The sequence below is a fragment of the Pseudomonas sp. NPDC099000 genome (genome assembly GCF_044759925.1).
Lineage (GTDB): Bacteria > Pseudomonadota > Gammaproteobacteria > Pseudomonadales > Pseudomonadaceae > Aquipseudomonas.
The window spans coordinates 334,466-359,379 of the sequence record NZ_JBIWAF010000003.1 but is presented as its reverse complement, the minus strand read 5'-3'; the positions used below and the strand labels follow the sequence as shown (position 1 = coordinate 359,379).

General features: G+C 60.1%; 30 protein-coding genes. 18 read left to right on the top strand and 12 right to left on the bottom strand.

All coding sequences use genetic code 11. The features are described from left to right. Positions 1-47 precede the first annotated feature (47 nt). The 5 genes from ACIQV9_RS06290 to ACIQV9_RS06270 all read left to right on the top strand — a co-directional run bounded on the left by ACIQV9_RS06290 (position 48) and on the right by ACIQV9_RS06270 (position 3,570). Entirely contained in the window at positions 48-404 is a 357-nt protein-coding gene (locus ACIQV9_RS06290) for a 4a-hydroxytetrahydrobiopterin dehydratase (RefSeq protein WP_008030478.1), read from the top strand. Further along, on the top strand, positions 404-1,597 hold the full coding sequence (locus ACIQV9_RS06285; protein ID WP_403099358.1) for an amino acid aminotransferase: 1,194 nt from the start codon (positions 404-406) through the stop codon (positions 1,595-1,597). Before ACIQV9_RS06290 ends, ACIQV9_RS06285 begins: the two co-directional genes overlap by 1 nt. Before the next feature lie 279 nt (positions 1,598-1,876). After that, the gene (locus tag ACIQV9_RS06280) at positions 1,877-2,008 is read left to right on the top strand and encodes a hypothetical protein (RefSeq protein WP_010461912.1); all 132 of its coding nucleotides are present in this window, start codon (positions 1,877-1,879) and stop codon (positions 2,006-2,008) included. Between the two features lie 76 nt (positions 2,009-2,084). Next, positions 2,085-2,270 carry a hypothetical protein gene (locus ACIQV9_RS06275; protein WP_403099572.1) on the top strand — a complete coding sequence of 62 codons (186 nt, stop codon included), beginning with the start codon at positions 2,085-2,087 and terminating at the stop codon, positions 2,268-2,270. 100 nt (positions 2,271-2,370) lie between these two features. Next, on the top strand, positions 2,371-3,570 hold the full coding sequence (locus tag ACIQV9_RS06270; protein WP_403099355.1) for an MFS transporter: 1,200 nt from the start codon (positions 2,371-2,373) through the stop codon (positions 3,568-3,570). On the opposite strand, the gene arfB is transcribed toward ACIQV9_RS06270, so the two are convergent. Continuing rightward, positions 3,567-3,980, bottom strand: a complete 414-nt coding sequence (gene arfB, locus ACIQV9_RS06265) for an alternative ribosome rescue aminoacyl-tRNA hydrolase ArfB (RefSeq protein ID WP_401062846.1) — start codon at positions 3,978-3,980, stop codon at positions 3,567-3,569. The genes ACIQV9_RS06270 and arfB overlap by 4 nt on opposite strands. Positions 3,981-4,203: 223 nt before the next feature. Then, the gene (locus tag ACIQV9_RS06260; protein ID WP_403099350.1) at positions 4,204-5,619 is read right to left on the bottom strand and encodes an amino acid permease; all 1,416 of its coding nucleotides are present in this window, start codon (positions 5,617-5,619) and stop codon (positions 4,204-4,206) included. Positions 5,620-6,549: 930 nt separating this feature from the next. Here ACIQV9_RS06260 and ACIQV9_RS06255 point away from each other — a divergent pair. Both ACIQV9_RS06255 and ACIQV9_RS06250 read left to right on the top strand, forming a co-directional pair. After that, the gene (locus ACIQV9_RS06255; RefSeq protein WP_010461921.1) at positions 6,550-6,687 is read left to right on the top strand and encodes a hypothetical protein; all 138 of its coding nucleotides are present in this window, start codon (positions 6,550-6,552) and stop codon (positions 6,685-6,687) included. A gap of 69 nt (positions 6,688-6,756) precedes the next feature. Next, the gene (locus ACIQV9_RS06250) at positions 6,757-7,722 is read left to right on the top strand and encodes a leucyl aminopeptidase (RefSeq protein ID WP_403099347.1); all 966 of its coding nucleotides are present in this window, start codon (positions 6,757-6,759) and stop codon (positions 7,720-7,722) included. A 166-nt stretch (positions 7,723-7,888) separates the two neighbouring features. On the opposite strand, the gene rluB is transcribed toward ACIQV9_RS06250, so the two are convergent. The 6 genes from rluB to ACIQV9_RS06220 all read right to left on the bottom strand — a co-directional run bounded on the left by rluB (position 7,889) and on the right by ACIQV9_RS06220 (position 12,967). Beyond that, complete coding sequence (gene rluB / locus ACIQV9_RS06245) at positions 7,889-9,160, bottom strand: 23S rRNA pseudouridine(2605) synthase RluB (RefSeq protein WP_403099344.1); 1,272 nt, start codon at positions 9,158-9,160, stop codon at positions 7,889-7,891. 143 nt (positions 9,161-9,303) lie between these two features. After that, positions 9,304-9,495 carry a DUF1289 domain-containing protein gene (locus ACIQV9_RS06240; RefSeq protein WP_403099341.1) on the bottom strand — a complete coding sequence of 64 codons (192 nt, stop codon included), beginning with the start codon at positions 9,493-9,495 and terminating at the stop codon, positions 9,304-9,306. Positions 9,496-9,640: 145 nt separating this feature from the next. Next, the gene (gene scpB, locus ACIQV9_RS06235) at positions 9,641-10,627 is read right to left on the bottom strand and encodes an SMC-Scp complex subunit ScpB (RefSeq protein WP_403099338.1); all 987 of its coding nucleotides are present in this window, start codon (positions 10,625-10,627) and stop codon (positions 9,641-9,643) included. A gap of 11 nt (positions 10,628-10,638) precedes the next feature. Then, the gene (locus ACIQV9_RS06230) at positions 10,639-11,460 is read right to left on the bottom strand and encodes a segregation and condensation protein A (protein ID WP_403099335.1); all 822 of its coding nucleotides are present in this window, start codon (positions 11,458-11,460) and stop codon (positions 10,639-10,641) included. Next, positions 11,461-12,090: an L-threonylcarbamoyladenylate synthase gene (locus ACIQV9_RS06225; protein ID WP_403099332.1), complete on the bottom strand. Its 630-nt coding sequence runs from the start codon at positions 12,088-12,090 to the stop codon at positions 11,461-11,463. It abuts the gene before it with no gap. A 13-nt stretch (positions 12,091-12,103) separates the two neighbouring features. Then, complete coding sequence (locus ACIQV9_RS06220; protein WP_403099329.1) at positions 12,104-12,967, bottom strand: PHP domain-containing protein; 864 nt, start codon at positions 12,965-12,967, stop codon at positions 12,104-12,106. A gap of 87 nt (positions 12,968-13,054) precedes the next feature. Between ACIQV9_RS06220 and ACIQV9_RS06215 the strand changes: the two genes are divergently transcribed. From ACIQV9_RS06215 to ACIQV9_RS06190, 6 genes are all read left to right on the top strand, one after another. Then, positions 13,055-13,651 carry a septation protein A gene (locus ACIQV9_RS06215; RefSeq protein ID WP_403099327.1) on the top strand — a complete coding sequence of 199 codons (597 nt, stop codon included), beginning with the start codon at positions 13,055-13,057 and terminating at the stop codon, positions 13,649-13,651. A gap of 1 nt (position 13,652) precedes the next feature. Next, complete coding sequence (locus tag ACIQV9_RS06210) at positions 13,653-13,952, top strand: YciI family protein (protein WP_403099324.1); 300 nt, start codon at positions 13,653-13,655, stop codon at positions 13,950-13,952. A gap of 119 nt (positions 13,953-14,071) precedes the next feature. Further along, positions 14,072-14,485, top strand: coding sequence for a translation initiation factor 2 (locus tag ACIQV9_RS06205; protein WP_403099321.1), 414 nt, complete (start codon positions 14,072-14,074; stop codon positions 14,483-14,485). 7 nt (positions 14,486-14,492) lie between these two features. Further along, positions 14,493-15,170: a response regulator transcription factor gene (locus ACIQV9_RS06200; RefSeq protein ID WP_010461945.1), complete on the top strand. Its 678-nt coding sequence runs from the start codon at positions 14,493-14,495 to the stop codon at positions 15,168-15,170. A 174-nt stretch (positions 15,171-15,344) separates the two neighbouring features. Beyond that, complete coding sequence (locus tag ACIQV9_RS06195) at positions 15,345-15,782, top strand: Spy/CpxP family protein refolding chaperone (RefSeq protein WP_403099317.1); 438 nt, start codon at positions 15,345-15,347, stop codon at positions 15,780-15,782. A 200-nt stretch (positions 15,783-15,982) separates the two neighbouring features. After that, complete coding sequence (locus ACIQV9_RS06190; protein WP_403099315.1) at positions 15,983-17,323, top strand: sensor histidine kinase; 1,341 nt, start codon at positions 15,983-15,985, stop codon at positions 17,321-17,323. A gap of 129 nt (positions 17,324-17,452) precedes the next feature. Here the strand turns inward: ACIQV9_RS06190 and ACIQV9_RS06185 are convergent, their stop codons facing one another. Further along, the gene (locus tag ACIQV9_RS06185; protein WP_403099313.1) at positions 17,453-18,016 is read right to left on the bottom strand and encodes an NAD(P)H nitroreductase; all 564 of its coding nucleotides are present in this window, start codon (positions 18,014-18,016) and stop codon (positions 17,453-17,455) included. 122 nt (positions 18,017-18,138) lie between these two features. Here ACIQV9_RS06185 and ACIQV9_RS06180 point away from each other — a divergent pair, with 122 nt between their 5' ends. Further along, positions 18,139-19,593, top strand: coding sequence for a TrkH family potassium uptake protein (locus tag ACIQV9_RS06180; protein WP_403099311.1), 1,455 nt, complete (start codon positions 18,139-18,141; stop codon positions 19,591-19,593). Here the strand turns inward: ACIQV9_RS06180 and ACIQV9_RS06175 are convergent. Further along, complete coding sequence (locus ACIQV9_RS06175) at positions 19,550-20,611, bottom strand: AraC family transcriptional regulator (protein WP_403099308.1); 1,062 nt, start codon at positions 20,609-20,611, stop codon at positions 19,550-19,552. The genes ACIQV9_RS06180 and ACIQV9_RS06175 overlap by 44 nt on opposite strands. A gap of 163 nt (positions 20,612-20,774) precedes the next feature. On the opposite strand from ACIQV9_RS06175, the gene ACIQV9_RS06170 reads away from it, so the two are divergent. Further along, on the top strand, positions 20,775-21,086 hold the full coding sequence (locus tag ACIQV9_RS06170) for an Mpo1-like protein (RefSeq protein WP_403099305.1): 312 nt from the start codon (positions 20,775-20,777) through the stop codon (positions 21,084-21,086). Between the two features lie 99 nt (positions 21,087-21,185). Beyond that, positions 21,186-21,776 carry an HD domain-containing protein gene (locus tag ACIQV9_RS06165; RefSeq protein WP_403099302.1) on the top strand — a complete coding sequence of 197 codons (591 nt, stop codon included), beginning with the start codon at positions 21,186-21,188 and terminating at the stop codon, positions 21,774-21,776. A gap of 149 nt (positions 21,777-21,925) precedes the next feature. On the opposite strand, the gene ACIQV9_RS06160 is transcribed toward ACIQV9_RS06165, so the two are convergent. Continuing rightward, complete coding sequence (locus tag ACIQV9_RS06160; RefSeq protein ID WP_403099299.1) at positions 21,926-22,741, bottom strand: UDP-2,3-diacylglucosamine diphosphatase; 816 nt, start codon at positions 22,739-22,741, stop codon at positions 21,926-21,928. Positions 22,742-22,870: 129 nt separating this feature from the next. Between ACIQV9_RS06160 and ACIQV9_RS06155 the strand changes: the two genes are divergently transcribed. After that, positions 22,871-23,635, top strand: coding sequence for an AraC family transcriptional regulator (locus ACIQV9_RS06155; RefSeq protein ID WP_403099296.1), 765 nt, complete (start codon positions 22,871-22,873; stop codon positions 23,633-23,635). Positions 23,636-23,707: 72 nt separating this feature from the next. Then, complete coding sequence (locus ACIQV9_RS06150; RefSeq protein ID WP_403099293.1) at positions 23,708-24,598, top strand: DMT family transporter; 891 nt, start codon at positions 23,708-23,710, stop codon at positions 24,596-24,598. On the opposite strand, the gene ACIQV9_RS06145 is transcribed toward ACIQV9_RS06150, so the two are convergent. Beyond that, the gene (locus ACIQV9_RS06145; RefSeq protein ID WP_403099289.1) at positions 24,592-24,879 is read right to left on the bottom strand and encodes a SelT/SelW/SelH family protein; all 288 of its coding nucleotides are present in this window, start codon (positions 24,877-24,879) and stop codon (positions 24,592-24,594) included. The two genes, ACIQV9_RS06150 and ACIQV9_RS06145, sit on opposite strands and share 7 nt — an antisense overlap. Positions 24,880-24,914: the final 35 nt, after the last annotated feature.

The window sequence follows — 24,914 nt, the reverse complement described above, 5'->3', positions numbered from 1 at the left end:
GTGAGACTGACGGCCGATTTCCAACAATTCGATTTCAGGAACCCATCATGTCCACATTGAACCAAGCCCACTGCGAAGCCTGCCGCGCCGATGCCCCTCAGGTCAGCGACGAAGAACTGCCGGTCCTGATCAAGCAGATCCCGGACTGGAACATCGAAGTACGCGACAGCGTGATGCAGCTGGAAAAAGTTTTCCTGTTCAAGAATTTCAAGCACGCCCTGGCATTCACCAACGCCGTCGGTGAAATTTCCGAGGCAGAAGGTCACCACCCAGGCCTGCTGACCGAGTGGGGCAAGGTCACCGTGACCTGGTGGAGCCACTCCATCAAGGGTCTGCACCGCAACGATTTCATCATGGCCGCCCGCACTGACGAAGTGGCCAAGGACGCCGAGGGCCGCAAGTAATGCATTTCGACGCCATAGGTCGAGTTCCCGGCGACCCGATTCTCGGCCTGATGGAGGCCTATGCGCAGGACCCGAACCCGCGCAAATTCGACCTTGGCGTGGGTGTCTATAAAGATGCCCAGGGCCTGACGCCGATTCCCCAGTCCGTAAAGCTCGCCGAGCAACGGCTGGTGGATCGCCAAACCACCAAGACCTACATCGGTGGCCACGGCGAACCGGCGTTCGGCAAGGCGATCAATGAGCTGGTGCTCGGCGGCGACTCCCCGCTGATCGCCGAACAACGGGCCGGCGCTACCCAGACACCGGGCGGCACCGGCGCACTGCGCCTGAGCGCCGACTTCATCGCCCAGTGCCTACCGGGCCGTGGCGTGTGGTTGAGCAACCCGACCTGGCCGATTCATGAAACCATCTTCGCGGCGGCCGGGGTCAAGGTCAGTCATTACCCCTACGTCGGCAGCGATAACCGCCTCGACGTCGAAGCCATGCTCGCCGTCCTCAAGGAAGCGCCGAAGGGCGATGTGGTGTTGCTGCACGCCTGCTGCCACAACCCGACCGGCTTCGATCTGTCCCATGACGACTGGCGCCGAGTGCTGGACGTGGTGCGCAGCCGCGATCTGGTGCCGCTGATTGACTTTGCCTACCAAGGCTTCGGCGATGGCCTGGAACAAGATGCGTGGTCGACGCGGCTGTTCGCGGCCGAGTTGCCGGAAGTGTTGATCACCAGTTCCTGCTCGAAGAATTTCGGGCTGTATCGCGATCGCACGGGTGCGTTGATTGTCTGTGCGAAAACCGCTGAGAAGCTGGTGGATATCCGCAGCCAACTGGCGAACATCGCCCGTAACCTGTGGTCGACGCCGCCGGATCATGGTGCTGCCGTGGTGGCGACGATTCTTGGCGATCCCGAGCTGAAAAGCCTCTGGGCCGACGAAGTGGAAGCCATGCGTTTGCGTATCGCGCAACTGCGCAGCGGTCTGGTGGAAGCGCTTGAGCCCCATGGTTTGCGTGAGCGTTTTGCGCATATCGGTGTGCAACGCGGGATGTTTTCCTACACCGGCCTGTCGCCGGAGCAAGTGAAACAACTGCGTGATCATCACAGCGTTTACATGGTCGGTACCGGCAGGGCGAACGTGGCCGGGATCGATGCAACCCGCCTTGATCTGCTGGCCCAGGCCATCGCCGAAGTCTGCAAATAAACCCGCCCTCCACTGATCGTTCCCACGCTCCGCGTGGGAATGCATCCCGGGACGCTCTGCGCCCCAAAAGCGGACGCGGAGCGTCCATTGAGGCATTCCCACGTAGAGCGTGGGAACGATCATCCCCGTCACTGCTACTGACCTGTCTAGACAACTCCATCCGTCGAAACAAATGGATATAAAAGTCTATTTGTCATTTCTCCTGCTGTATCCTGCCCAAGCTTTTTAAAAGCGCGGATCTACCAGATCTATCAACAGACTTTGCGAGGAGCGCGAAACATGCACGAGATCCCTAATCTCCCCTTCCCAAGCCTGCACGAAACTGAGCAGACAACCACGCAACAAGCCGGTGCCCAACAGCCCGAGCCGAAAGAAGCCACTGAACGCCGCCAGGCCGACAGCGAAGACTGAAACACCTGCAATGCCAGACCGTGTGGAAAGCGCTAACATGCGCTTTCCACACCGCCTGAACCCCGAGCCTCGCACCATGACCGATGATTTCACTGACACCCAGGCCAGCGTCCTGATCGGCACCGCCGAGAAGATGATCGAGATCTGGAATCGCCTCTCCCCCGAGAAACAAGCCGCGTTACTCGCCCGTTTCGGCACCGAAGAAAACGCTCTGGCTGCCCTGGTCACGACGCAACTGGTCGCCCCGCAGAACCCTGAATAACCCCCGCCCGGCAAATAGTTTTACTTTTTCACGCCCCACGTCCGCTCGTGCCGCTATCATAAGCAGCCTATCTATCCTGCTTTCCCGTGGACCTTTACCCATGTCTGATAACCAGCGCCCCCTGGCGGTCACGCTGCAAGTCGTTTCCATCGTTCTCTTTACCTTCATCGGCTACCTGAACATCGGCATTCCCCTCGCCGTATTGCCCGGCTACGTCCACAGCGACCTCGGCTTCGGCGCCGTGATCGCCGGACTGGTGATCAGCGTGCAATACCTGGCCACCCTGCTCAGCCGCCCTTATGCCGGGAAAATCATCGACAACAAGGGCAGCAAACTCGCGGTGATGTACGGTCTCGCCGGTTGCGGTTTGAGCGGCGTGTTCATGTTGATTTCGGCCTGGACCCAGAGCCTGCCGATGCTGAGCCTGATCAGCCTGTTGATCGGCCGTCTGGTGCTCGGCAGCGCAGAAAGCCTGGTCGGCTCCGGCTCGATTGGCTGGGGCATCGGCCGGGTCGGTGCTGCGAACACCGCCAAAGTCATCTCATGGAACGGCATCGCCAGTTACGGCGCACTGGCGGTCGGCGCGCCGTTGGGCGTGTTGCTGGTCAGTCAACTGGGCTTGTGGAGCATGGGTGTGAGCATCGTGCTGCTCGCGGTCCTTGGCTTGGCGCTGGCCTGGCCGAAAACCGCCGCGCCGATTGTGGTCGGTGAACGGCTGCCGTTCATGCATGTGCTGGGACGGGTGCTGCCCCATGGTTGCGGCCTGGCCTTGGGCTCGATCGGATTCGGCACCATCGCCACTTTCATCACCCTGTATTACGCCACGCAACACTGGGACAACGCGGTGCTGTGCCTGAGCTTGTTCGGCGCCAGCTTCATCGGTGCGCGGCTGCTGTTCGGCAACCTGATCAACCGCCTCGGCGGCTTTCGCGTGGCGATTGCCTGCCTAGCGGTGGAAACCCTGGGGCTGTTGCTGCTGTGGCTGGCACCGGATGCTCATTGGGCACTGGCCGGTGCGGCACTGAGCGGTTTCGGCTTCTCGCTGGTATTCCCGGCGCTGGGCGTGGAAGCGGTCAACCTGGTGCCGGCCTCAAGCCGTGGCGCGGCGGTCGGGGCCTATTCGTTGTTCATCGATTTGTCGCTGGGGATTACCGGGCCGTTGGCCGGTGCCATTGCTGCCGGGTTTGGCTTTGCCTCGATCTTCCTGTTTGCTGCCATCGCTGCGCTCAGTGGTTTGATGCTTAGCGTTTATCTGTACCGACAAGCGCCTAAGTATCGCGAAGAGCGCGACGCCCGCTAGAAGTCGACCTTGCCGCGTCCAGCCTTGATGCTGCCGCGCTTGGTCTTCGATTCCAGCCGACGCTTCTTCGAACCGAGGGTCGGCTTGGTCGGGCGGCGCTTCTTCTCGACTTTGGTAGCGCTGAGAATCAACTCGACCAACCGCTCCAGCGCATCGGCGCGATTGGCCTCCTGCGTGCGGTATTGCTGGGCCTTGATGATCAGCACCCCTTCGCTGGTGATGCGACTGTCACGCAGCGCCAGCAGCCGCTCCTTGTAGAACTCGGGCAAGGACGAGGCCGGAATGTCGAAGCGCAAGTGCACGGCGCTGGAGACCTTGTTGACGTTCTGCCCACCGGCGCCTTGCGCGCGAATGGCCGTCAACTCGATCTCGGCATCCGGTAGATGCACATTGTTGGAAATCACCAGCATGGAAAAGCGTCCGTATTCAGAACGCGCAGGATACCGCGAATGAACTGAAAGAATGCGCTCCCTGTAGGAGTGAGCCTGCTCGCGATGGGGTCGTGTCAGGCAACAAAGATGTTGACTGACACACTGCTATCGCGAGCAGGCTCACTCCTACAGGGGGGTTGTGTGAGGCCTGAAAACAACAAACCCGGCACATGGCCGGGCTTGTTGTTTCTGCATACTGCGCTTACTTCGCGTTTGCCGCCTGCAATGCATGCTGAGCACTGCGCTTGTTCTTGATGCCGTAGCACACCCACATGAACGCCACCCACACCGGAATCGCATACACCGAGATCTGGATGCCAGGGATCAACAGCATCACGCCGAGAATGAACACCACGAACGCCAGGCAGATGTAGTTCCCGTACGGGTACCAAAAGGCCTTGAACAGCGGCGTCTGCTTGGTCTTGTTCATGTGCTGGCGGAACTTGAAGTGCGAAAAGCTGATCATCGCCCAGTTGATCACCAGGGTGGCAACCACCAGCGACATCAACAGTTCCAGCGCGTTTTGCGGGATCAGGTAGTTCAGCAATACGGCAATCAATGTCACCGCCGCCGAAGCAAGGATCGAGCGCACCGGTACGCCGCGCTTGTCGATCTTCGCCAAGGCTTTCGGCGCATCGCCCTGCTCGGCCATGCCCAGCAGCATGCGGCTGTTGCAGTAGGTGCCGCTGTTGTACACCGACAGCGCCGCGGTCAGGACCACGAAGTTGAGGATGTGCGCAGCGGTGTCACTGCCAAGCATCGAGAACACTTGAACGAACGGGCTGCCGCTGTAGGAATCACCCGACGCGTTCAGGGTCGCCAACAGGCTGTCCCATGGCGTCAGCGAAAGCAGGATAACCAACGCACCGATGTAGAAAATCAGGATCCGGTAGATCACTTGGTTGATGGCTTTCGGGATCACGGTTTTCGGCTTGTCGGCTTCTGCTGCGGTGAAACCGAGCATTTCCAGGCCGCCAAAGGAGAACATGATGATCGCCATGGCCATCACCAGGCCGCTAACCCCGTTCGGGAAGAAGCCGCCGTGGGCCCACAGGTTGGTTACCGAAGCTTGCGGGCCGCCATGGCCGCTGACCAGCAGGTAGCTGCCGAGCGCGATCATGCCGACGATTGCCACGACCTTGATGATCGCGAACCAGAACTCGGCCTCGCCAAAGACTTTGACGTTGGCCAGGTTAATCAGGTTGATCAGGACAAAGAAGCCGGCGGCCGAGACCCAGGTCGGAATGTCTGGCGCCCAGTAGTGGATGTATTTGCCGACCGCGGTCAGCTCCGACATGCCCACCAGAATGTATAGGATCCAGCAGTTCCAGCCTGACAGGAAGCCGGCGAACCCGCCCCAGTATTTGTGGGCGAAGTGGCTGAAGGAACCGGCCACCGGCTCTTCGACAATCATTTCGCCGAGCTGGCGCATGATCATGAACGCAATGAAGCCGCAGATGGCGTAGCCGAGGATCATCGACGGGCCGGCAGATTTCAGTACGCCGGCCGAGCCCAGGAACAGCCCGGTACCGATCGCGCCACCGAGGGCGATCAGTTGGATATGGCGATTTTTCAGGCCGCGTTTCAGCTCGCCTGAATGCGAGTTTTGTCCACTCATGAAAAGGGTCTCACGCAAGGTTTGATGATGTTCGTTAGACGTTGCTGCTCGGGTGCGATTTCAAGCAGCGCCGATCAAACCCCAGCGAAGGCAAAAGGAGTTCAGCGTTTTTACAACGGTCATGCGTCACCTGTTTGTTTTTATCTGTGACGAAATCGAACCCGACACGCTTGTGGCGCGGCGGAGTGAACAAGACGGATAGCCTTGAGGTTTGCGCAGATGCGCAGGAGGTCACAGTTAAAACGCGGCGCATTGTACACCTGTAACCCCCTGCTGCCAGACACCGCTGGATCAGCGTGTCGTTTGCCGGGATTGCCTGTGTCCGCCCCGAGGGTCTCGGGCGGCTGCAAAAACTGGGTCAGACCTTTGCGGGTCTTCGATAAGGGCGACGGGAAAATCGCCCTCCGGGGAGAAGTGGAGATGAGTCACGGCGTACATTGCGCCTCCTTCTTGTTATGCACCTGCACGACAGGCATGGAGCGCATCTCACCCTTCCTGCGCCGCTGAAACAAGCGGACCAGAGCCTTGCAGGATCAGCGACCGATTCGTTTACGGAAGGTTTTCCTTACACCCCTTCCGCAAGCGTCAATCCAAGGGCTTTTAGGCTCAACTCCGTCAGCTTTTCTTTACAAGCTGTAACGCATATTTTCCAAATCAGATCAATCCGTAAGACGACTGCAAATTGACGGTAGGAAGCTTCCTAAGGAAAAGGCCGAGTTAGTTTTTTGTTTTTTATCGATAAAAGCCCCGTCAAAAAACAGAATAAAAAGTTCAAATAAAACTTTTTGATTATTTTTTTGCAATTTAAAAACCTCTGGACTAGTTTCTCAGCGACTTGCCGCGACGCATCGACCGACAAGTTGGCGGGTTATTCAATGACTGAAAAACGCGCCGCTGCACTTACCGAAAAAGTCATCTAGGAGATTCACAATGCAAGCACTTGAAAAAGACTTGGAAACTGAACTGCAACTGGACGATTGGTTTGAAGCACCGACCCATGAAGCCGCCGTTGAAATGATGCAAGCCGATGCGGTCGTTCCGTTCGGCACGGCGATGTGGCCTCTGTAAGACATCCCGGCAGGCACGATCCGGCCGGTTGTGCCTGCCACTTTTTCTCGGTTTGTCAGGGAGGACTACATGGATAAGCAACGTGCCATTTCGCATTTCCTTTACTACCTCGAACACCACCCTGCCGTTGCCGGCATCAATCCGGCGAAGGTCTTGCTCGGCCACACCGCTGATTACGAGGCACTGACCGGCGCCATCGCCGAACAGGCCGGTGACAGTCAGCCCTTCCGTTTCAGCGCCATGCGTCTGGATCTTGAACCGACCGAAAAGCTGGCCCAGGCGATTGCCGACAGCGATCTGTACATTTTCTTCTACGACTCTTCCACTCTGCCCAACCCTCGCCCCGACGGCCCGGAGTTTGTCCGCGCGCTGCAAGGCGTGATGGCCGAGAACTGGAGAAAGTCGCTGCTGTTCAAGGATTACGGCGATTACTTCTACGACACCTTCAGTGTCACCCCGCAGCGGATTGCCGGGTTAAACAGCCACTTGATCCAGCGCATGTCTCACGCGAAAACGTTAAGTTTCAAAGATGATCACGGCTCATGGTTCGAAACGCCGATGCATAGCATCAAGAAGTGGACCGATATCAACGGAGTCGGCAACTTTGACTTGGCGCCCGGTGAAATCGCGACGCACAGCGAAGCGATTAACGGCCAGGTGAAGTTCATGGGGACGTTCCTCAGCACGATTCCGTTTGCCCGCAAGTACGGGGTGCTGGATTCGCCGCTGGAGTTGTGGATCGAGAACTCGACCATCCGCAAGATCGCCACGGATGTGCCGGGGCTGGAACATGATTTCAACAAGTACCTGGAGGCCAATCCGTCGAACCGGCGCATTGAGGAATTGGGGATTGGCACCAACGAAGGCGTGAAGGCGCTGTATGCGCGCAATGCCGGGTTCGAGGAGCGCCATTGCGGGCTGCACCTGGGGTTGGGTGGTGGGGCCAAGGGCAGCCATCATCTGGACCTGATCTTCTCCAGCGGGGTGTTGGCGCTGGATGATGAGCCGGTGTTTGATGGGCGGTTTGTGTTTTAGCTGATCGTTCCCACGCTCCGCGTGGGAATGCAGCCCGGGACGCTCTGCGTCCCATTGGAACGCGGAGCGTCCCTTGAGGCATTCCCACGCGGAGCGTGGGAACGATCAGCCAGACCAAAAAAAACGCCAACCCGAGGGTTGGCGTTTTTTATGCGGCGCTTACCGATTACTCAGGCTTGCGACGACCAAAGCCCGGACGCTGGCCCGAACCCGCTGGCGCACCACGGCGTTTGCCCGATGGCGCATCCTTGTCGACCAGAACGATGCCTGGGCGCTTCTTCGCCGGTGCCTTCGCCGGACGCTTGGTGTCGGCCGGACGGTCTGCCACTGGCGTACCGCGACCAGCAGGGGCACCGCGATCGCTACGACCACCGCTTGGCGCACCACGGCCTTCGCCGCGCTCGGTGCGACCGTTGGCCGGACGCGGCGTGCGTGGACCACGCTCGCCATCAGCACGAGGTGCTGCTGGCTTGCGGGCTGGACGCTCGCCTTCAATATGCGGTTCGCGGGTATCACGCGGCGTAGCAGCGGTCTGGTTACCGATGGCTGGACGCAACGAACGCACGCGCTCGGTCTTGCCCATTGGACGCGACGATTTACGCTGCATGCGGTCGAGCTTGTCTTTGCTCTTGGCGTTCATCTGCGGCATGGCCACAGGCGTCAGGCCGACTTCAGCACTCAGAATGTCGACTTCGTACTGGCTCATTTCGCGCCAGCGGCCCATCGGCAGGTCGGAGTTGAGGAACACCGGACCGAAACGCACGCGCTTCAGTCGGCTGACCACCAGGCCCTGGGATTCCCACAGACGACGAACTTCGCGGTTGCGACCTTCCATCACCACGCAGTGGTACCAGTGGTTGAAACCTTCGCCACCTGGCGCTTGCTTGATGTCGGTGAACTTGGCCGGGCCGTCTTCGAGGACGACGCCTGCTTTCAGGCGCTCGATCATCTCGTCATCGACTTCGCCACGCACACGTACCGCGTATTCACGGTCCATTTCGTAGGACGGGTGCATCAGGCGGTTGGCCAACTCACCGTCGGTGGTGAACATCAGCAGGCCGGTGGTGTTGATGTCCAGACGACCGATGTTGATCCAGCGACCTTCTTTCGGGCGCGGCATCTTGTCGAAAACGGTCGGACGGCCTTCCGGATCAAGGCGGGTGCAGATTTCACCGTCGGGCTTGTTGTACATGATCACGCGGCGGACCGACTCGGCGGCCTCTTCGCGCTTGATCACCTTGCCATCAATGGTGATGGCGTCGTGCATGTCGACACGCTGCCCAAGGGTGGCGTCTTTGCCATTGACCTTGATGCGGCCGTGGCTGATCCAGGCTTCTACGTCACGGCGCGAGCCGACGCCGATACGGGCGAGGACTTTCTGCAGTTTTTCGCCTGCTGGGCCGATTTCCTGGTCGTCTTTCTGGTCGTTGATACTCATCTGGGCACCTCCCGGTGTGGTCTGTTCAGGCTTTGCCTGAAGCGATGTAAATCTAGTCACTTGGCGTAGGGATCGCCGAAGGGTCGCGAATCATACGCTCATGGGAGCGTTCGCGCATCAGAGACTAGCTGATGATTGCCTGCTTATTTGCTTTTACGCCGAACGGCGCCGCCGAGTTTGATCAACCTGAGCGCCGACTCCGCGAGCACCGTGCGCTTGTCAGCCTTGTCGAGTTTCTTCCAGACCTTGATCTCACGCTTGCTGCGACCGCAGCCGAGGCAGATGCCGTCGGTGAATTTGCAGACGCTGATGCAGGGGTCTTTGGTAGAACTCATCAAATACTCCAGGCCACACAAACCCCCTGTAGGAGCGAGCCTGCTCGCGAAGAGGGAGTGTCAGTCGACATCATTGTTGCCTGACCCACCGCTATCGCGAGCAGGCTCACTCCCACAGGGGGATTCGGCGTCCACAAGATCCGGCTCAGTCGTCGAATTCGCGGCGTTCGGCTTCGATTGCTTCGGCCAGGGCGCGGGCTTCGGCTTCTTCGTCGCTCAATTCGGGCTCGGGTTTTGGCTGCTCGAGAGCGGCGACAGCGGCCAAGAGTTTCTCGCGGGCTTCGGCGACGCCAAGCACGTCATCCTCTAGCTCTTCTTCCGGTTCTTCTTCGACTGTGGCTTCTGGCTCAACGTGAAGTTCAACTTCGATTTCCGTCTCCGACAGCTCCAGCACCTCTTCGGATTCCGTCACCGCGCTATCGCGCAAGATGTCATCAAAGTCGGTCTTGATCCCTTCCTCCATGTTGTCCAGCTCCAGCAACAGCGTATGGAAACTGGTCTCCTCCTTGGGCTCTTCCGGTTCGGCGCTGGCATCGGCCAGTTCCTGCAAGCCTGCCGGCACCGGCGCGTCATCGAAGTCGAGCACCGGATCAGGCTCCAGCTCTCGCAACTCAGCCAGCGGAGGCAAATCGTCGAGGTTCTTCAGGTTGAAGTGATCTAGAAACGCCTTGGTGGTGGCGAACATCGCCGGTTTGCCGGGCACGTCGCGATAACCGACGATGCGGATCCACTCGCGCTCCAGCAGGGTCTTGACGATGTGACTGTTGACCGCCACGCCCCGCACGTCCTCGATCTCGCCCCGGGTGATCGGCTGGCGATAAGCGATCAGGGCGATGGTTTCTAGCATGGCGCGGGAATAACGCTGCGGGCGCTCTTCCCACAAGCGGCCTACCCACGGCGAGAATTTTTCGCGGATCTGCAGGCGATACCCGGAGGCCACTTCCTTCAGCTCGAAGGCGCGACCGTCGCAGGACTTGGCCAGAATCGTCAGGGCTTTCTTGAAGACCGGCGGCTCTGGTCGCTCACCTTCTTCGAAGAGTTCGAACAGGCGTTCAAGCGATTGCGGTTTTCCCGAGGCCAACAGAAAGGCTTCAAGCAATGGCGCCAGCTCGCGGGGTTCAGTCAGGTTCATGATTCAACTCGTTATTCGGCTCGGGCTCGCACGTGGATCGCCGCGAACGGCTCATTCTGCACCAGCTCGACCAAAGATTCCTTGACCAGTTCGAGGATCGCCATAAAGGTCACTACCACCCCCAAGCGTCCTTCTTCAGCGGTAAACAGCTCGACAAAGGGCACGAAACCGCCGCCCTTGAGCCGCTCCAGCACATCGCTCATGCGTTCGCGGGTGGACAGCGCCTCGCGGCTGACCTGGTGGCTTTCGAACATGTCGCCCCGGCGCAGGACCTCGGCCATAGACAACAGCAACTCAGACAAACGCACGTCCGGCAACAACTTGCGCGCCCGGGCCTCCGGGGCATCCAGCTTGGGCACCACAACATCACGACCCACACGGCTCAGGCCATCGATGCCTTCGGCTGCGGCCTTGAAGCGTTCGTACTCTTGCAAGCGGCGGATCAGTTCAGCGCGTGGGTCGTCTTCTTCGTCTTCGATGGTTTCGGCGCGCGGCAACAGCATCCGCGACTTGATCTCGGCCAGCATCGCGGCCATCACCAGGTACTCGGCGGCCAGTTCCAGGCGCACCGACTGCATCAGTTCGACATAACCCATGTACTGGCGAGTGATTTCCGCCACCGGGATGTCGAGGATGTTGATGTTCTGTTTGCGGATCAGGTACAGCAGCAGGTCGAGGGGGCCTTCGAAGGCTTCGAGAAACACCTCGAGCGCATCCGGCGGGATGTACAGGTCCAGCGGCATTTCCATGACCGCCTGGCCATAGACCATGGCGAAGGGCAGCTCTTGCTGGGCGCCGGCCTGACTGTCGACAACGGGTTCTACTGCAGACATCTACGCCTCGGCCATGAACGGCGCAGGGTCGCCGCAACCGACGCGGATCACTTCCGGTTCGCCGTCGGCGAGGTTGATCACGGTGGACGCCTTGATCCCGCCGAAACCGCCGTCGATGATCAGGTCGACCTGATGCTCAAGCAATTGGCGCATTTCGTAAGGATCGCTCATCGGGTCGGTGTCGCCGGGCATGATCAGGGTCACGCTCATCAAGGGCTCGCCGAGTTCTTCCAGCAGCGCCAGGGCAATCGGATGGCTCGGCACCCGCAGGCCGATGGTGCGTTTTTTCGGGTGCAACAACAGCCGCGGGACTTCGCGGGTGGCGTTGAGGATGAAGGTGTAAGGCCCCGGCAGGTGCGCCTTGAGCAAGCGGAAGGTGCCGGTGTCGATTTTGGCGAACACCCCCAATTGCGACAGGTCGCTGCAAATCAGCGCGAAGTTGTGCTTGTCGTCCAGCCCGCGCAAACGGCGCACGCGATCCACGGCATTCTTGTCGCCGATCTGGCAACCAATGGCGTAGGACGAGTCTGTGGGATAAATCACCACCCCGCCGTTGCGGATGATCTCGACAGCCTGTTTGATCAGGCGCGCTTGCGGGTTTTCCGGATGAATCTGGAAAAATTGACTCACATTCTCTACCTGTTCAGACGGCGGCAATAATTGGGTCATGTTTGAATCGACACCACAGTGGTGGCAGATCCTCCGGGAGCGGGCGGTATTCGCCGATCTCGGACCAGCCTCCAGGGCCATGAAAATCACTGCCGGCGCTGACCAGCAGACCGAACTCACGAGCAAGAATCGCCAGGCTGCCCACTTGTTCGGCGGGCTGATGGCCATTGACCACTTCAATGGCGTGGCCCCCGGCTTGAATATAGTCAGAAATCAGGCGGCGACGCTTGCTGCGAGTGAAATCGTAGTGCCACGGATGCGCCAGGCTGACCCAGGCTTTCGCGGCGCGCAGGGTTTCGACCGTGTCTTCCAGGGTCGGCCAGTGCTGCTTGACGTCGCCCAGCTTGCCGGCGCCCAGCCATTTACGGAACGCTTCGGCGCGATCCTTGACGAAACCTTCACGGACCATCCAGTCGGCGAAGTGCGGACGGGCCGGCGCATTGCCGCTGTCGCCCAGTTCCTGCTGGATCGCCCGGGCCCCTTCCAGCGCGCCGGGCATGCCTTTCAACGCCAGCTTGCGGCTTATTTCTTCGGACCGTAGCCAGCGGCCATCGTGCAATTTGGCGATCGCCTCGACCAACGGTACGGCATTGACATCAAATCCGTAGCCGAGCACATGAATGGTCGCGCCGCCCCAGGTACATGACAATTCGACGCCATTGACCAGTTGCATCCCCAGCGCCGTGGCCGCACGGCGGGCCTCGTCGAGCCCCTCGAGGGTGTCGTGATCGGTCAAGGCCAGGACTCGCACGCCTTTCTCGAACGCACGCGCCACCAGGACAGCAGGCGCGAGAGCGCCATCGGAGGCGGTGCTATGGCAGTGCAAGTCGACATTCACGGGGATGTGTTACCTCAAATCAGCTGGCGCTATCGCGCGCCCATATGTTTGTTATTATGCCGCCACATCCTGCTTCTGGCTGCCACTGTGAAACAATTCATCGATTTCATCCCGCTCCTGCTGTTTTTCATCGTTTTCAAAATTGATCCACGGGTCGTCGACATTGGCGGTCATCAACTGACTGTAGGCGGTATTTACAGCGCCACCGCGATGCTGATCGTCAGCTCCCTGGTGGTTTACGGCGCGCTGTTCATCAAGCAGCGCAAGCTGGAGAAGAGCCAGTGGCTGACCCTCATCGCCTGCCTGGTCTTCGGTAGCCTGACCCTGGCGTTCCACAGCGAAACCTTCCTGAAGTGGAAAGCGCCGGTGGTCAACTGGCTGTTCGCCCTGGCGTTCATTGGCAGCCACTTCATCGGTGACCAACTGCTGATCAAGCGCATCATGGGCCACGCACTGACCTTGCCGGACCTGGTCTGGACACGCCTGAACATCGCCTGGATCGGCTTTTTCCTGTTTTGCGGCGCCGCCAACCTGTTCGTTGCGTTCACGTTCCAGAGCTACTGGGTCGACTTCAAAGTCTTCGGCAGCCTGGGCATGACGTTGCTGTTCCTGGTCGCCCAGGGCATTTACCTGTCCCGCCACCTGCACGACGCCGATACCACCACGCCAAAAACCGAGGACTGACATGCTTTACGCAATCATTGCCACAGACGTCGCCAACTCCCTGGAAGCCCGCCTGGCCGCACGGCCTGCCCACCTTGAGCGCCTGCAAGTGCTCAAGGGCGAAGGTCGTATCGTATTGGCCGGCCCGCACCCGGCGGTCGACAGCAATGATCCGGGCGCGGCGGGTTTCACCGGCAGCCTGATCGTCGCCGAGTTCGATTCCCTGGGCGCCGCCCAGGCTTGGGCCGATGCGGATCCGTACATCGCCGCCGGCGTCTACACCAACGTTTCGGTCAAGCCGTTCAAGCAAGTCCTGCCGTAACTTACCCCTACAAATGCGCCCGCGCGGTGAACCTTGCCGGTTCATCGCGCTCAACGCTCATTATTCTCGTTTGCCGGCCGACAACCTGCCCAATACTTGTATTGGAATCAGGAGTGGCGATGCGCAAAGGTCCGTTGTGTCTGATGTTGGTGACGTTGTCGATGGTGGCCCCTGCTCACGGTGAAGAAACCGCCGAGGGCGGCAGTTCGACGCCGTTGTCGCTGAGCGCCGGCAGCCAGATCAGTGAGTTGCAGCAGCGCTTGAAGGTAAGTGAGCAGCAACGGGAAGAACTGAGCAAACAACTGCAAAATACTGACAGTGAACGCGAAAGCGCTCAGCTGGGCCGGTTGCGCCAAGAGAACCAGCGCCTCAAGCTGCAACTCAAGGAAGCCCAGGCCAGCAACCCGTTGCCACGTCTGCTGACTGATCAGCAGCAATGGTTCGTAATCGGTGGCGGGGTTGCGCTATTGGCCCTGCTCTGCGGTATCTTCGCCAGCGGTGCCACCAGAAAACGTCGGCAATGGCTAAATTGAGTGAGTGATGAGCGAGCTGTTATTAATTGATGATGACCAGGAGCTGTGCGAGCTCCTGAGCAGTTGGCTGAGCCAGGAAGGCTTTCAGGTCCGTGCCTGTCACGACGGCCAGAGTGCCCGCCGTGCGCTGGCCGAAACCTCCCCTGCCGCCGTGGTGCTGGACGTGATGCTGCCAGACGGCAGCGGTCTGGAACTGCTCAAGCAATTGCGCAGCGACCATCCGGACCTGCCGGTGCTGATGCTGTCTGCGCGTGGCGAGCCCCTGGATCGAATCCTCGGTCTGGAACTTGGCGCCGACGATTACCTGGCCAAGCCGTGCGACCCACGGGAACTGACAGCCCGCCTGCGCGCGGTGTTGCGCCGCAGTCATCCGACGGCGGTGTCCAGCCAGCTCGAACTGGGCGACCTGTGCTTCAGCCCGGTGCGTGGCGTGGTCAGCATCGACGAACAGGAATTCACTCTCACCGTCTCCGAAAGCCGTCTGCTCGAAGCGCTGCTCAAGCAACCCGGCGAGCCCCTGGACAAACAGGACCTGGCGCAGATCGCCCTCGGCCGCAAGCTGACCCTGTACGACCGCAGCCTGGACATGCACGTCAGCAACCTGCGCAAAAAGATCGGCCCGCACCCCGACGGCCGCCCGCGCATCGTTGCCCTGCGTAGCCGCGGTTACTACTACAGCCTCTGATCCCGAATACGGTCCGTCGTAGCAGCTGTCGTGTTTCGTCAGGGATAGGGATTTGTCAGGTCGGTGAGAAATCGTCTTTACCCAAGCTTTACGCTTCGCTGACCGCCGCTGACCTTGATCTCCGTAATCTGAACTCATCCGGAACGTACCGGGAACGAGACAAGGAGATTCACCATGCGCAAGACTCTTATCGCTCTGATGTTCGCCGCCGCGCTGCCGACCGTTGCCATGGCCATGCCTGAAGGTGCCGGCCCGATGGACGGCCCGCGCCACGGCGGTCAGATGCACGGCATGCACGGTAAAGGCCCGTACAGCCAGCTGGACCTGAGCCGCGAACAGCGTGAGCAGATCCGCAAAATCATGGGCGAACAGATGCACGAGCGTAAGCAAGTGGTCGAGAAGTACCTGGAGAAACTCTCGCCGGCCGACCAGAAAGCCATGAAAGATGAAATGGCCGCCAACCACAAAAAAGCCGAAGCCGATGTCCGTGGCCTGCTGAAACCGGATCAACAGAAGAAATTCGACGAGATCCAGAAGAAGAAGGCTGAGCGCCGCGCCGAATGGGCAGAGTTCAAGGCTTGGAAAGCGCAACAACCGCAAAAAGCGCAATAATGCGTTAACCCGGACCCGACGGCTTACCCCGTCGGGTTTTTTGCCATTGTAGGAGCGAGCGGTGCGGCGATCCGACTTGCCCGCGAAAGCGATTTAACAGTCAACACCTCTGTTGATCATGAAATCGCTTTCGCGGGCAAGCCTCGCTCCTACAGGTCGGCCTGCTCCCACATTGGTTTGTGTCTGTTTGAGGAATTTCTGTGCGCTCATTGTTCTGGCGTATCCTGGCCAGCTTCTGGCTGGCCATCGCTCTGGTTGCAGGGCTGTCCATTCTGCTGGGGCACATGCTCAACCAGGACGCGTGGATTCTCAGTCGCCATCCGGGCCTCAACACCCTGGCCGAACAGTGGACGCAAACCTACGAAGCCCAGGGTGAGGAAGCGGCCCAGGACATTCTGGAACAGCGCAAGCGCCAGTATCACATCGACGTTCAGGTGCTCAACGAGAGCGGCGACCCGGTGGTGCGCGGCACCTTCCCCCGGCGTGCAGCGGCTTTCGAAGCACGGCAGAACAACGATGATCGCCGCCTGCCGTGGCGACGTCTGACCGATGAATACACCAGCGCAAAAACCGGCGACACCTACCTGCTGATCTACCGCATTCCACACCCGGAACTGGACTCATGGCACCGCGAAAGCCTGCTCTGGCCGTTGAGCGCGCTGGGCATTGCGCTGGTGGTGCTGACCCTCTTCAGCCTGTTCGTGACCTTGTCCATCACCCGACCGCTGAACCGCTTGCGCGGCGCGGTGCATGACCTAGGGCAAACCACCTATCAGCAGAACAGCCTGGTGAAACTGGCCAACCGACGCGACGAATTTGGTGTGTTGGCCAACGACTTCAACCGCATGGGTGCGCGCCTGCAAAGCCTGATCGGCAGCCAGCGACAATTGCTGCGCGACGTGTCCCATGAACTGCGTTCACCGCTGGCGCGACTGCGCATTGCCCTGGCCCTGGCCGAACGTGCCACTCCCGAAGAACGGGAAAAACTCGCGCCACGCCTGACCCGTGAATGCGATCGACTGGAAGCCTTGATCAGCGAGATCCTGGTATTGGCGAGGGTCGATGCCGACAATGCCAGCGCTGAAGACGTGAATCTGAATGCGCTGCTTAATACGCTGCAAAAGGATGCGCAATTGAGTTCGCCGGAGCAGACCGTTCGCCTAGACGCCGAACCGCAGCTGAACCTCAAAGGCTGGCCGACGATGATCGAGCGCGCCGTCGACAACCTGCTTCGCAACGCTCAGCGCTTCAACCCGCAGGGGCAGTCAATTGAAATGCAGGCGGTGCGTCAGGGTGAGCGGATTGTGGTCAGCGTCAGGGACCATGGACCCGGTGTCGATGCCGAGCATTTGAATCTGCTGGGTGAGCCGTTCTATCGGGCGCCGGGACAGACAGCAGCCGGGCATGGCTTGGGGTTGGCGATTGCCCGACGCGCGGCAGAGCGGCATGGCGGGAGCCTGGTGCTGGCCAATCATCCGCAAGGCGGGTTCATCGCCAGCCTGGAATTACCGTTAGTACCAGGAATCATCGTCCAACCGTAATCCCCGTGGGAGCGACAGACCTTGATCGTTCCCACGCTCCGCGTGGGAATGCCTCAAGGGACGCTCCGCGTTCCAATGGGACGCAGAGCGTCCCGGGCTGCATTCCCACGCAGAGCGCGGGAACGATCCTTACTGACCGGGCCAGGCGCTGACGAACTCGGTGAGGTCAACTTTCTCTGCCACGCGCGGCTCTTTCTGCGGCGTCCCAAGATAAAGAAACGCAATCACCTCTTCCCCTTCTACCAACCCCAGCCCCTTGGCCACATGCGCCGAGTACGCCAGCTCACCGGTACGCCATACAGCACCAATGCCTTGCGCGTAAGCGGCCAGCAGAATCCCGTGAGCCGCACACCCTGCAGCCAGCAATTGTTCGGATTTCGGGTATTTGACGTGATCCTGCAACCGCGCGACCACCACAACCACCAGCGGCGCGCGCAAAGGACCATTACGCGCCTTATCCAGCGCCGCCTCGGACACCTCACTGTCTTGCAGCTTCGCCGCTTCGGCCAGCAACTCGCCCATCTGCTCGCGCGCCGCACCTTCGACTGTCAGGAAGCGCCAAGGCTGCAAGTGTCCGTGGTCCGGCGCACGCATCGCGGCAGAAAACAGCACTTCGCGCTGCGCTGCGGTAGGTGCCGGTTCGAGCAGTCGTGGAACGGAAACACGGTTGAGCAAAGCGTCGAGAGCCTGCATCGGCCACCTCCTGAAAAATATGTGCGGCTATTCTAGCGGTATCTGGCGCAGGGATGCCGGTTTACATGCCCGGCCCCGCAGGTAGAATGGCGGCCTTCCCTTCTTCAGCACGAGCGGACTTCATGGCGTTGCCGACCTTACGGATTATTGGTTTCATCATCGGCATCTTCCTGATCACGCTGGCCATCGCCATGGTCGTGCCCATGGCCACCCTGGTGATTTTCGAGCGCACGAGCGACCTGCCATCGTTCCTCTGGGCGAGCATGATTACCTTCGTCGCGGGTTTGGCAATGGTCATCCCCGGTCGTCCCGAACACATACATCTGCGCCCGCGAGACATGTATTTGCTGACCGTCAGCAGCTGGGTGGTGGTGTGCATCTTCGCTGCGCTGCCGTTTCTGCTGACCCAGCGCATCAGCTACACCGACTCGTTCTTCGAAAGCATGTCCGGCATTACCGCCACCGGGGCCACGGTGCTCACGGGCCTGGACAGCATGTCCCCCGGCATCCTGATGTGGCGCTCGTTGCTGCACTGGATCGGCGGCATCGGCTTTATCGGCATGGCGGTGGCAATTCTGCCGTTGCTGCGCATCGGCGGCATGCGGCTGTTCCAGACCGAGTCGTCGGATCGCTCCGAAAAGGTCATGCCGCGTTCGCACATGGTGGCGCGTTTGATCGTTGCCGCTTATGTGGGCATCACCATTCTCGGCAGCCTGGCGTTCTGGTGGGCCGGGATGAGCCCGTTCGATGCGATCAACCACGCGATGTCGGCGATCTCCACGGGAGGGTTCTCCACCTCGGACCAGTCTTTGGCCAAGTGGCCTGAGCCTGCAGTGCATTGGGTCGCGATCGTCATCATGATTCTTGGTGCCCTGCCGTTCACCCTGTATGTAGCGACCTTGCGCGGTAACCGCAAAGCACTGATCAAGGATCAGCAGGTGCAAGGCTTGCTCGGCATGTTGCTGGTGACTTGGCTAGTGCTCGGCACCTGGTATTGGTGGACCACCCAGCTGCATTGGCTAGAGGCGCTGCGGCATGTGGCGCTGAACGTGACCTCGGTGGTGACGACCACCGGTTTTGCGCTGGGGGACTACAGCTTGTGGGGAAATTTCTCGCTGATGCTGTTCTTCTATCTGGGTTTTGTCGGTGGTTGCTCGGGTTCGACTGCCGGCGGGATCAAGATTTTCCGTTTCCAGGTCGCCTACATCCTGCTCAAGGCCAACCTTAACCAATTGATTCACCCGCGGGCGGTGATCAAACAGACGTACAACGGTCACCGCCTCGACGAAGAGATCGTGCGTTCGATCCTTACTTTTTCCTTCTTCTTCGCCATCACTATTTGCGTGATCGCCCTGCTGCTGTCGCTGCTCGGCGTGGAATGGATGACCGCCCTGACCGGTGCCGCCAGCACCGTGTCCGGTGTCGGCCCGGGCTTGGGCGAGACCATCGGTCCGGCGGGCAACTTCGCCACCCTGCCGGACGCCGCCAAATGGATTCTGTCGTTCGGCATGCTGCTGGGCCGACTGGAGATCATTACGGTGTTTGTTCTGTGTATTCCTGCGTTCTGGCGGCACTGACAACCGCCGGCGTTTCCATCAGCCGCGCCCGGTACTCGCCGGGCGTCGCGTCGAACCAGCGCCTGAAGGCGCGGAAGAAGTTGCTTGGATCGGCAAACCCCAACAGGTAGGCAATTTCCAGCAGGGTCATGTTGGGTTGCGCCAGATACTGCTCGGCCAGTTCGCGCCGCGTGTCGTCGAGCAAGGTTTGAAAACTCGTGCCTTCCTCCTGCAAGCGGCGCTGCAAGGTGCGTTGCGACAAGTGCAGCGTCTGCGCCACCGTATCGCGTTTGGGTTCGCCCTGGGGCAGCAAACGGCACAGCACCTGCCGTGCCTTGTGGGTCACGCGACTCTCGGAAAACCGCGCCAGATACTCGCCGGCAAACCGGTCGTGCAACAGCGCCATCGCCTCGTTGGCCGTTGGCAGCGGCGCTTCCATGTCAGCGCGCTCAAAAATCAAGGCGTCATAAGATGCGTTGAACACCAAAGGCGCATGAAAGGCTTGTTTATAGGGTTCGAGATCGACAGGTTGATCGCCCTGGATCAGCACCTTGCGCGGTTGTAGCGTGCGCCCGGTCAACCAGCCGCACAGCGCCAGCGCACAGGCCAGCGATGCTTCGGCACTCTGCCGGGTCGGCGGCAAATGATCGCCATGTACCGTCAGAATCAGCGCATAGCCTTCATCCAGCAACCGGAAACTCAGGTCGGCACTTTCGGCAATGATCCGCTGATAACGCACCAGCCGCTGAAAGCCTTCGGCCAGGGTCTGGCTCGACATCAGCGCGTAGCCGGCGACATGGAAGGACGCCGGTCGCACCACCTTGCCCATGTTCAGGCCGATCGCCGGGTTGCCGGACAGCTCGACCGCGCGTTGCCACAGCCGTGTCATGGAATCTTGCGGGAAGCGCGCATCCGGATCATCCAGTGCCGCGTAGTCGAGCCCCAATTGCTTGAACAGAACCCGGCAATCCAGGCCGTCCATCTCCAGAGCTTTGACAATCCCCATCGCCCAGCTTGCAGAAGTCGTTCGTTCGCTCATGGCGTTTTCTTACTGATTAGTGAGCCGTCTACCGCGGCAAGTTTTCGAAGGATACTAAAGTGGCGCCCATTGTCACTGGCTGACGCCAATGATCACTCTAGACTCAAATAGGCTACCCGCAGAACAACTTGCAATCAGAACAACAACCACAGAGATCGCAGTCGTGGAAAACGTCAAACGTTTCAACAGCTTCGCTGAGTTTTACCCGTACTACCTCAGTGAACACAGCAACAGCACCTGTCGACGATTGCATTTTGTCGGCACCAGCCTGGTCATTTTCATTCTGGCGCTGACCGTCGGCAAAGGCGCCTGGTTGATGCTGCTCGCCTTGCCGCTGGCGGGTTACAGTTTCGCCTGGGTCGGGCATTTCTTCTTCGAGAAGAACCGTCCTGCCACGTTTCAGCATCCTCTTTATAGCCTGCTCGGCGACTTTGTCATGTACCGCGACATGATTCTGGGTCGCGTGCCGTTCTAGGCTCCACTGGCCATCAAAGCGTCCTGAGCAGCCAGTGCGATATTGGATCCAAGTCTTACACTCAAGACATCCCTTTCGATTAGAACAAGAGGATAGCTGATGAACGCCAATGCACGATTCACTCACATGCAGGATGGCACTCAGGAAGACTGGGCGATCATCGCCGCCGACTTCAGCGCCTACGCCAGGCAGTTGCCGTCACGGATTGTGGCGCACCTGAAATTGCTGGAGGGTGATTTTGGCGGCTTCCCGGTGGATCGGCTGACCCATTCCTTGCAGACCGCCAGCCGTGCCTGGCGCGATGGCCGGGATGAAGAATATGTGGTCTGCGCGCTGCTTCACGACATCGGCGACACGCTCGGTTCCTACAACCATCCGGACATCGCCGCGGCGATCCTCAAGCCGTTCGTCAGTGTCGAGAATCTGTGGATGGTGGAGAAGCACGGGATATTCCAGGGGTATTACTTCTTCCATCACCTGGGGATGGATCGGCATCTGCGCGAACAATTCAGTGGCCATCCGCAGTATCAGGCGACCATCGAGTTTTGCGCCAAGTACGATGCGGCGGCGTTTGATCCGGCTTACGAGACGTTACCGCTGAGCTTCTTTGAGCCGATGATGGAGCGCTTGTTTGCGTATCCGAAAAATTCCATCTACAAGGCGGCGATGGAAGAGCGTTCGCCAGCCTGATAGATCCGGGCTGTCTGGCCTGGCCCCATCGCGGGCAAGCCCGCTCCCACAGTGAGCGAGGTGAACACAAGATTTGTGGACGCCAGAGAACCCTGTGGGAGCGGGCTTGCCCGCGAAGAGGCCAGCTCAGACACTACATTGCTAACAGACTATGCCGGTTCTGCGACTTTAATGGCTTTCAACTCAGCCTCCCGCGCCTGGGCATCCGCCAACCGGTACAACTCGATCGACCCGTCCCAATGCTCGATCAACGCCGTGCACGACTCCACCCAATCCCCGCAGTTGAGGTAATCCACCCCGCCGACCTTGCGAATCTCGGCATGGTGAATGTGCCCGCACACCACCCCATGCAACTCCCGTTTGACGCACTCGTGGGCGATGGCTTCTTCGAAATCGCTGATGAAACTGACCGCCGTTTTCACCTTGTGCTTGAGGTAGGCCGACAGTGACCAGTAGCCGTAGCCATAACGCGCGCGCCAATGGTTCAGCCAACGGTTGAGGGTCAGGGTGACTTCGTAGGCCGAGTCGCCGAGAAAGGCCAGCCAGCGGTGATACCGGGTGATCACGTCGAACTGGTCGCCATGAATCACCAGCAGATGGCGGCCGTCGGCGGTCACGTGCACCGCTTCGTCCACCAGTTGGATGTTGCCCAGAATCAGCTTCGAATAGCGCCGCAAAAATTCATCGTGGTTGCCGGTGACGTAGATCACCTCGGTGCCGCGCTTGCTCATGGTCAGCAGGCGGCGAATCACGTTGGTATGCGCCTGAGGCCAGTACATACCGCCGCGCAGTTTCCAACCGTCGATAATGTCGCCGACCAGGTAGATCTTGTCCGCGTGGTAGCCCTTGAGAAACTGCGACAGGTGTTCGGCCTGGCAGTCCCGGGTGCCCAGATGCACGTCGGAAATCCACAAGGTCCGCACACGTTGCTTACGGCTGGGTTTGGCGAGCTCGGCGCTGGTCATGGGCAACACTCAGGACAAGTTTTGGCAAGCTTGCGCCGATCGGGTTAATGGCCCATGACAACCGCGAGTCAGTCCTGTGACAGCGCTCGGCCGGTGTAGACTGGCCGCATCTTGACCGGGAGACCTGCGATGAGACCGATCCTCACGCTTCGCCAATACACCAAAGACCTGATCGTCCACAGCCACGACCACGCGCAACTGGTGTTCGGGTTGTCGGGTGCGCTGGACTTCGAGGTCGACGGGCATGGCAGCCAGGTGGTTCAGCAGAGTTTTGTGGTGGTGCCGTCAGGCTTTCATCACGCCTGCGGCAGCAGCAATGGCAGCCGTTGCCTGGTGCTGGATATACCGAGCGATCAATGGGTTTCGCAGTCCCTCGGCGATCACGCTGACGCCAGCCGCCGTTTGCTCGACAACGCCGGTCGCCTGCCTCTGGACGCTGGGCAAAGCCAATTGGTGAGTTGGCTGGCGGGCAGCCAGGTCAGTGACCCGTTGATTGCCCAGCAAGGCGCGGTGCTGTTATTGGCCAGCCTCAACAACGCCAAGCCTGAAATCGTGGGCGGTCGGCGTCTGCCGTATGCGGCGTTGAATGCGCATATCGATCAGTACGCGGCGTATCCATTGCAGGTCGCCGATCTGGCGCGCGTCGCAGGGCTGTCCAGCGCCCGGTTGCATGCGCGGTTTGTCGCTGAGTGCGGGCAGACGCCGATGGATTACATCCGCAGTCGGCGGCTGCATAGTGCGGTAGGACTGCTGCGGGATTCGCCATTGCCGATCGGCGAGATTGCCAGTCGGGTCGGTTACAGTTCCCAGAGTGCATTTGCAGCGGCAGTGTTGCGCGAGTTTGGGGCGACGCCGGGAAAACTGCGGCGCGAGGCTGGCGACAAAAGTCGATAGTTTGCCGACAGACTCAGCGAGTATGGCGCGGTTCAATGTCCCCCTCTGTTTGTCTTGTTGTTAAGGATCGCAATGACTCCCCGTACCGCCCTTGGCGCCCTGCATATCGGCGCATTGATGTTCGGCCTGACCGGTGTGTTCGGCAAACTCGCTGCCGCCTCGCCCGCCGTCATCGTATTTGGCCGAGCGGCATTTGCCGTGCTTGCCTTGGCGGTGTTCGCGCGGTTTGCCAGCAACACGCGCTGGTACAGACTCGAAGCGCAGGACTGGCGCCGTCTGCTGCTCAGCGGTTTGCTGCTGGCCGGGCACTGGGTGAGTTTCTTCATTGCGGTGAAAGTCGCCGGTGTGGCGATCGCGACCCTGGGTTTCGCCAGCTTCCCGGCGTTTACCGTGATCCTTGAAGGGCTGATATTCCGTGAGCGGATCCGCGCCAATGAAATCCTGTTGGTGGTGCTGGTGAGTGTCGGGCTGGTGCTGGTTACGCCTGACTTCGATCTGGCGAGTGGCGCCACCACCGGCCTGCTCTGGGCGGTCGGTTCAGGCTTGCTGTTCGCCCTGCTGTCGCTGACCAACCGCGCCAGCTCCGGCAGAATCCCGCCAGTGCAGGCTGCGCTGTGTCAGAACGTGGTGGTCGCGCTGTGCCTGCTGCCAGTGGCGGCGCCGCAGTTGAGCGAGGTCCGCGCCATCGACTGGCTGTGGATCGGTTTGCTCGGGGTGTTCTGCACCGGTGTCGCGCACAGCTTGTTCGTCGCCAGCCTGGCGGTGATCAAGGCGCGCACCGCCGCCGTGGTGTTCGCCCTGGAGCCGGTTTACGGGATCACCATGGCCTGGCTGTTGTTCGATGAAAACCCGACGCTGCGCATGCTGCTCGGCGGCGCCTTGATCATCGTCGCGATCGTGGTCTCCAGCAGACTGTCCGGCTCAAGTAAAAAGACCGTGGCAGCCGAAGCCGCGTCTCACTGAGTGCGGTCGTTGTGGCCGAGGTCGCGGTCAGGATCGATCTGATCGCGCACCCGCTGCTTGAGCACCTTGGCCTCCGGGAATCCGCCGTCGGCCTTGCGCTCCCAGATCTGCACATCGTCACAGAAAATATGGAAAACCCCGCCGGTACCGGGCACCAGTGACACTTTGCCCAGGTCGTCGCCGAAAGTGCTGAGCAGTTCCTGGGCCAGCCAGGCCGCACGCAACAGCCATTGGCATTGCGTGCAATAGGTGATGATGATTTCCGGTTTATGCGTGGTCATGATGCGCAAGACTCCTGAGCCAGAGGGCGCCGCTA

Coding starts and splice junctions, on each gene's coding strand:
- ACIQV9_RS06285 (WP_403099358.1), top strand. CDS start 404: ATGCATTTCGACGCCATAGGTCGAGTTCCCGGCGACCCGATTCTCGGC.
- ACIQV9_RS06185 (WP_403099313.1), bottom strand. CDS start 18,016: ATGCAGGCTCTCGACGCTTTGCTCAACCGTGTTTCCGTTCCACGACTG.
- ACIQV9_RS06290 (WP_008030478.1), top strand. CDS start 48: ATGTCCACATTGAACCAAGCCCACTGCGAAGCCTGCCGCGCCGATGCC.
- ACIQV9_RS06200 (WP_010461945.1), top strand. CDS start 14,493: ATGAGCGAGCTGTTATTAATTGATGATGACCAGGAGCTGTGCGAGCTC.
- ACIQV9_RS06230 (WP_403099335.1), bottom strand. CDS start 11,460: ATGTCTGCAGTAGAACCCGTTGTCGACAGTCAGGCCGGCGCCCAGCAA.
- scpB (WP_403099338.1), bottom strand. CDS start 10,627: ATGAACCTGACTGAACCCCGCGAGCTGGCGCCATTGCTTGAAGCCTTT.
- ACIQV9_RS06165 (WP_403099302.1), top strand. CDS start 21,186: ATGAACGCCAATGCACGATTCACTCACATGCAGGATGGCACTCAGGAA.
- arfB (WP_401062846.1), bottom strand. CDS start 3,980: ATGCTGGTGATTTCCAACAATGTGCATCTACCGGATGCCGAGATCGAG.
- ACIQV9_RS06240 (WP_403099341.1), bottom strand. CDS start 9,495: ATGAGTTCTACCAAAGACCCCTGCATCAGCGTCTGCAAATTCACCGAC.
- ACIQV9_RS06150 (WP_403099293.1), top strand. CDS start 23,708: ATGACTCCCCGTACCGCCCTTGGCGCCCTGCATATCGGCGCATTGATG.
- rluB (WP_403099344.1), bottom strand. CDS start 9,160: ATGAGTATCAACGACCAGAAAGACGACCAGGAAATCGGCCCAGCAGGC.
- ACIQV9_RS06205 (WP_403099321.1), top strand. CDS start 14,072: ATGCGCAAAGGTCCGTTGTGTCTGATGTTGGTGACGTTGTCGATGGTG.
- ACIQV9_RS06155 (WP_403099296.1), top strand. CDS start 22,871: ATGAGACCGATCCTCACGCTTCGCCAATACACCAAAGACCTGATCGTC.
- ACIQV9_RS06195 (WP_403099317.1), top strand. CDS start 15,345: ATGCGCAAGACTCTTATCGCTCTGATGTTCGCCGCCGCGCTGCCGACC.
- ACIQV9_RS06175 (WP_403099308.1), bottom strand. CDS start 20,611: ATGAGCGAACGAACGACTTCTGCAAGCTGGGCGATGGGGATTGTCAAA.
- ACIQV9_RS06275 (WP_403099572.1), top strand. CDS start 2,085: ATGACCGATGATTTCACTGACACCCAGGCCAGCGTCCTGATCGGCACC.
- ACIQV9_RS06255 (WP_010461921.1), top strand. CDS start 6,550: ATGCAAGCACTTGAAAAAGACTTGGAAACTGAACTGCAACTGGACGAT.
- ACIQV9_RS06260 (WP_403099350.1), bottom strand. CDS start 5,619: ATGAGTGGACAAAACTCGCATTCAGGCGAGCTGAAACGCGGCCTGAAA.
- ACIQV9_RS06160 (WP_403099299.1), bottom strand. CDS start 22,741: ATGACCAGCGCCGAGCTCGCCAAACCCAGCCGTAAGCAACGTGTGCGG.
- ACIQV9_RS06145 (WP_403099289.1), bottom strand. CDS start 24,879: ATGACCACGCATAAACCGGAAATCATCATCACCTATTGCACGCAATGC.
- ACIQV9_RS06210 (WP_403099324.1), top strand. CDS start 13,653: ATGCTTTACGCAATCATTGCCACAGACGTCGCCAACTCCCTGGAAGCC.
- ACIQV9_RS06280 (WP_010461912.1), top strand. CDS start 1,877: ATGCACGAGATCCCTAATCTCCCCTTCCCAAGCCTGCACGAAACTGAG.
- ACIQV9_RS06250 (WP_403099347.1), top strand. CDS start 6,757: ATGGATAAGCAACGTGCCATTTCGCATTTCCTTTACTACCTCGAACAC.
- ACIQV9_RS06180 (WP_403099311.1), top strand. CDS start 18,139: ATGGCGTTGCCGACCTTACGGATTATTGGTTTCATCATCGGCATCTTC.
- ACIQV9_RS06270 (WP_403099355.1), top strand. CDS start 2,371: ATGTCTGATAACCAGCGCCCCCTGGCGGTCACGCTGCAAGTCGTTTCC.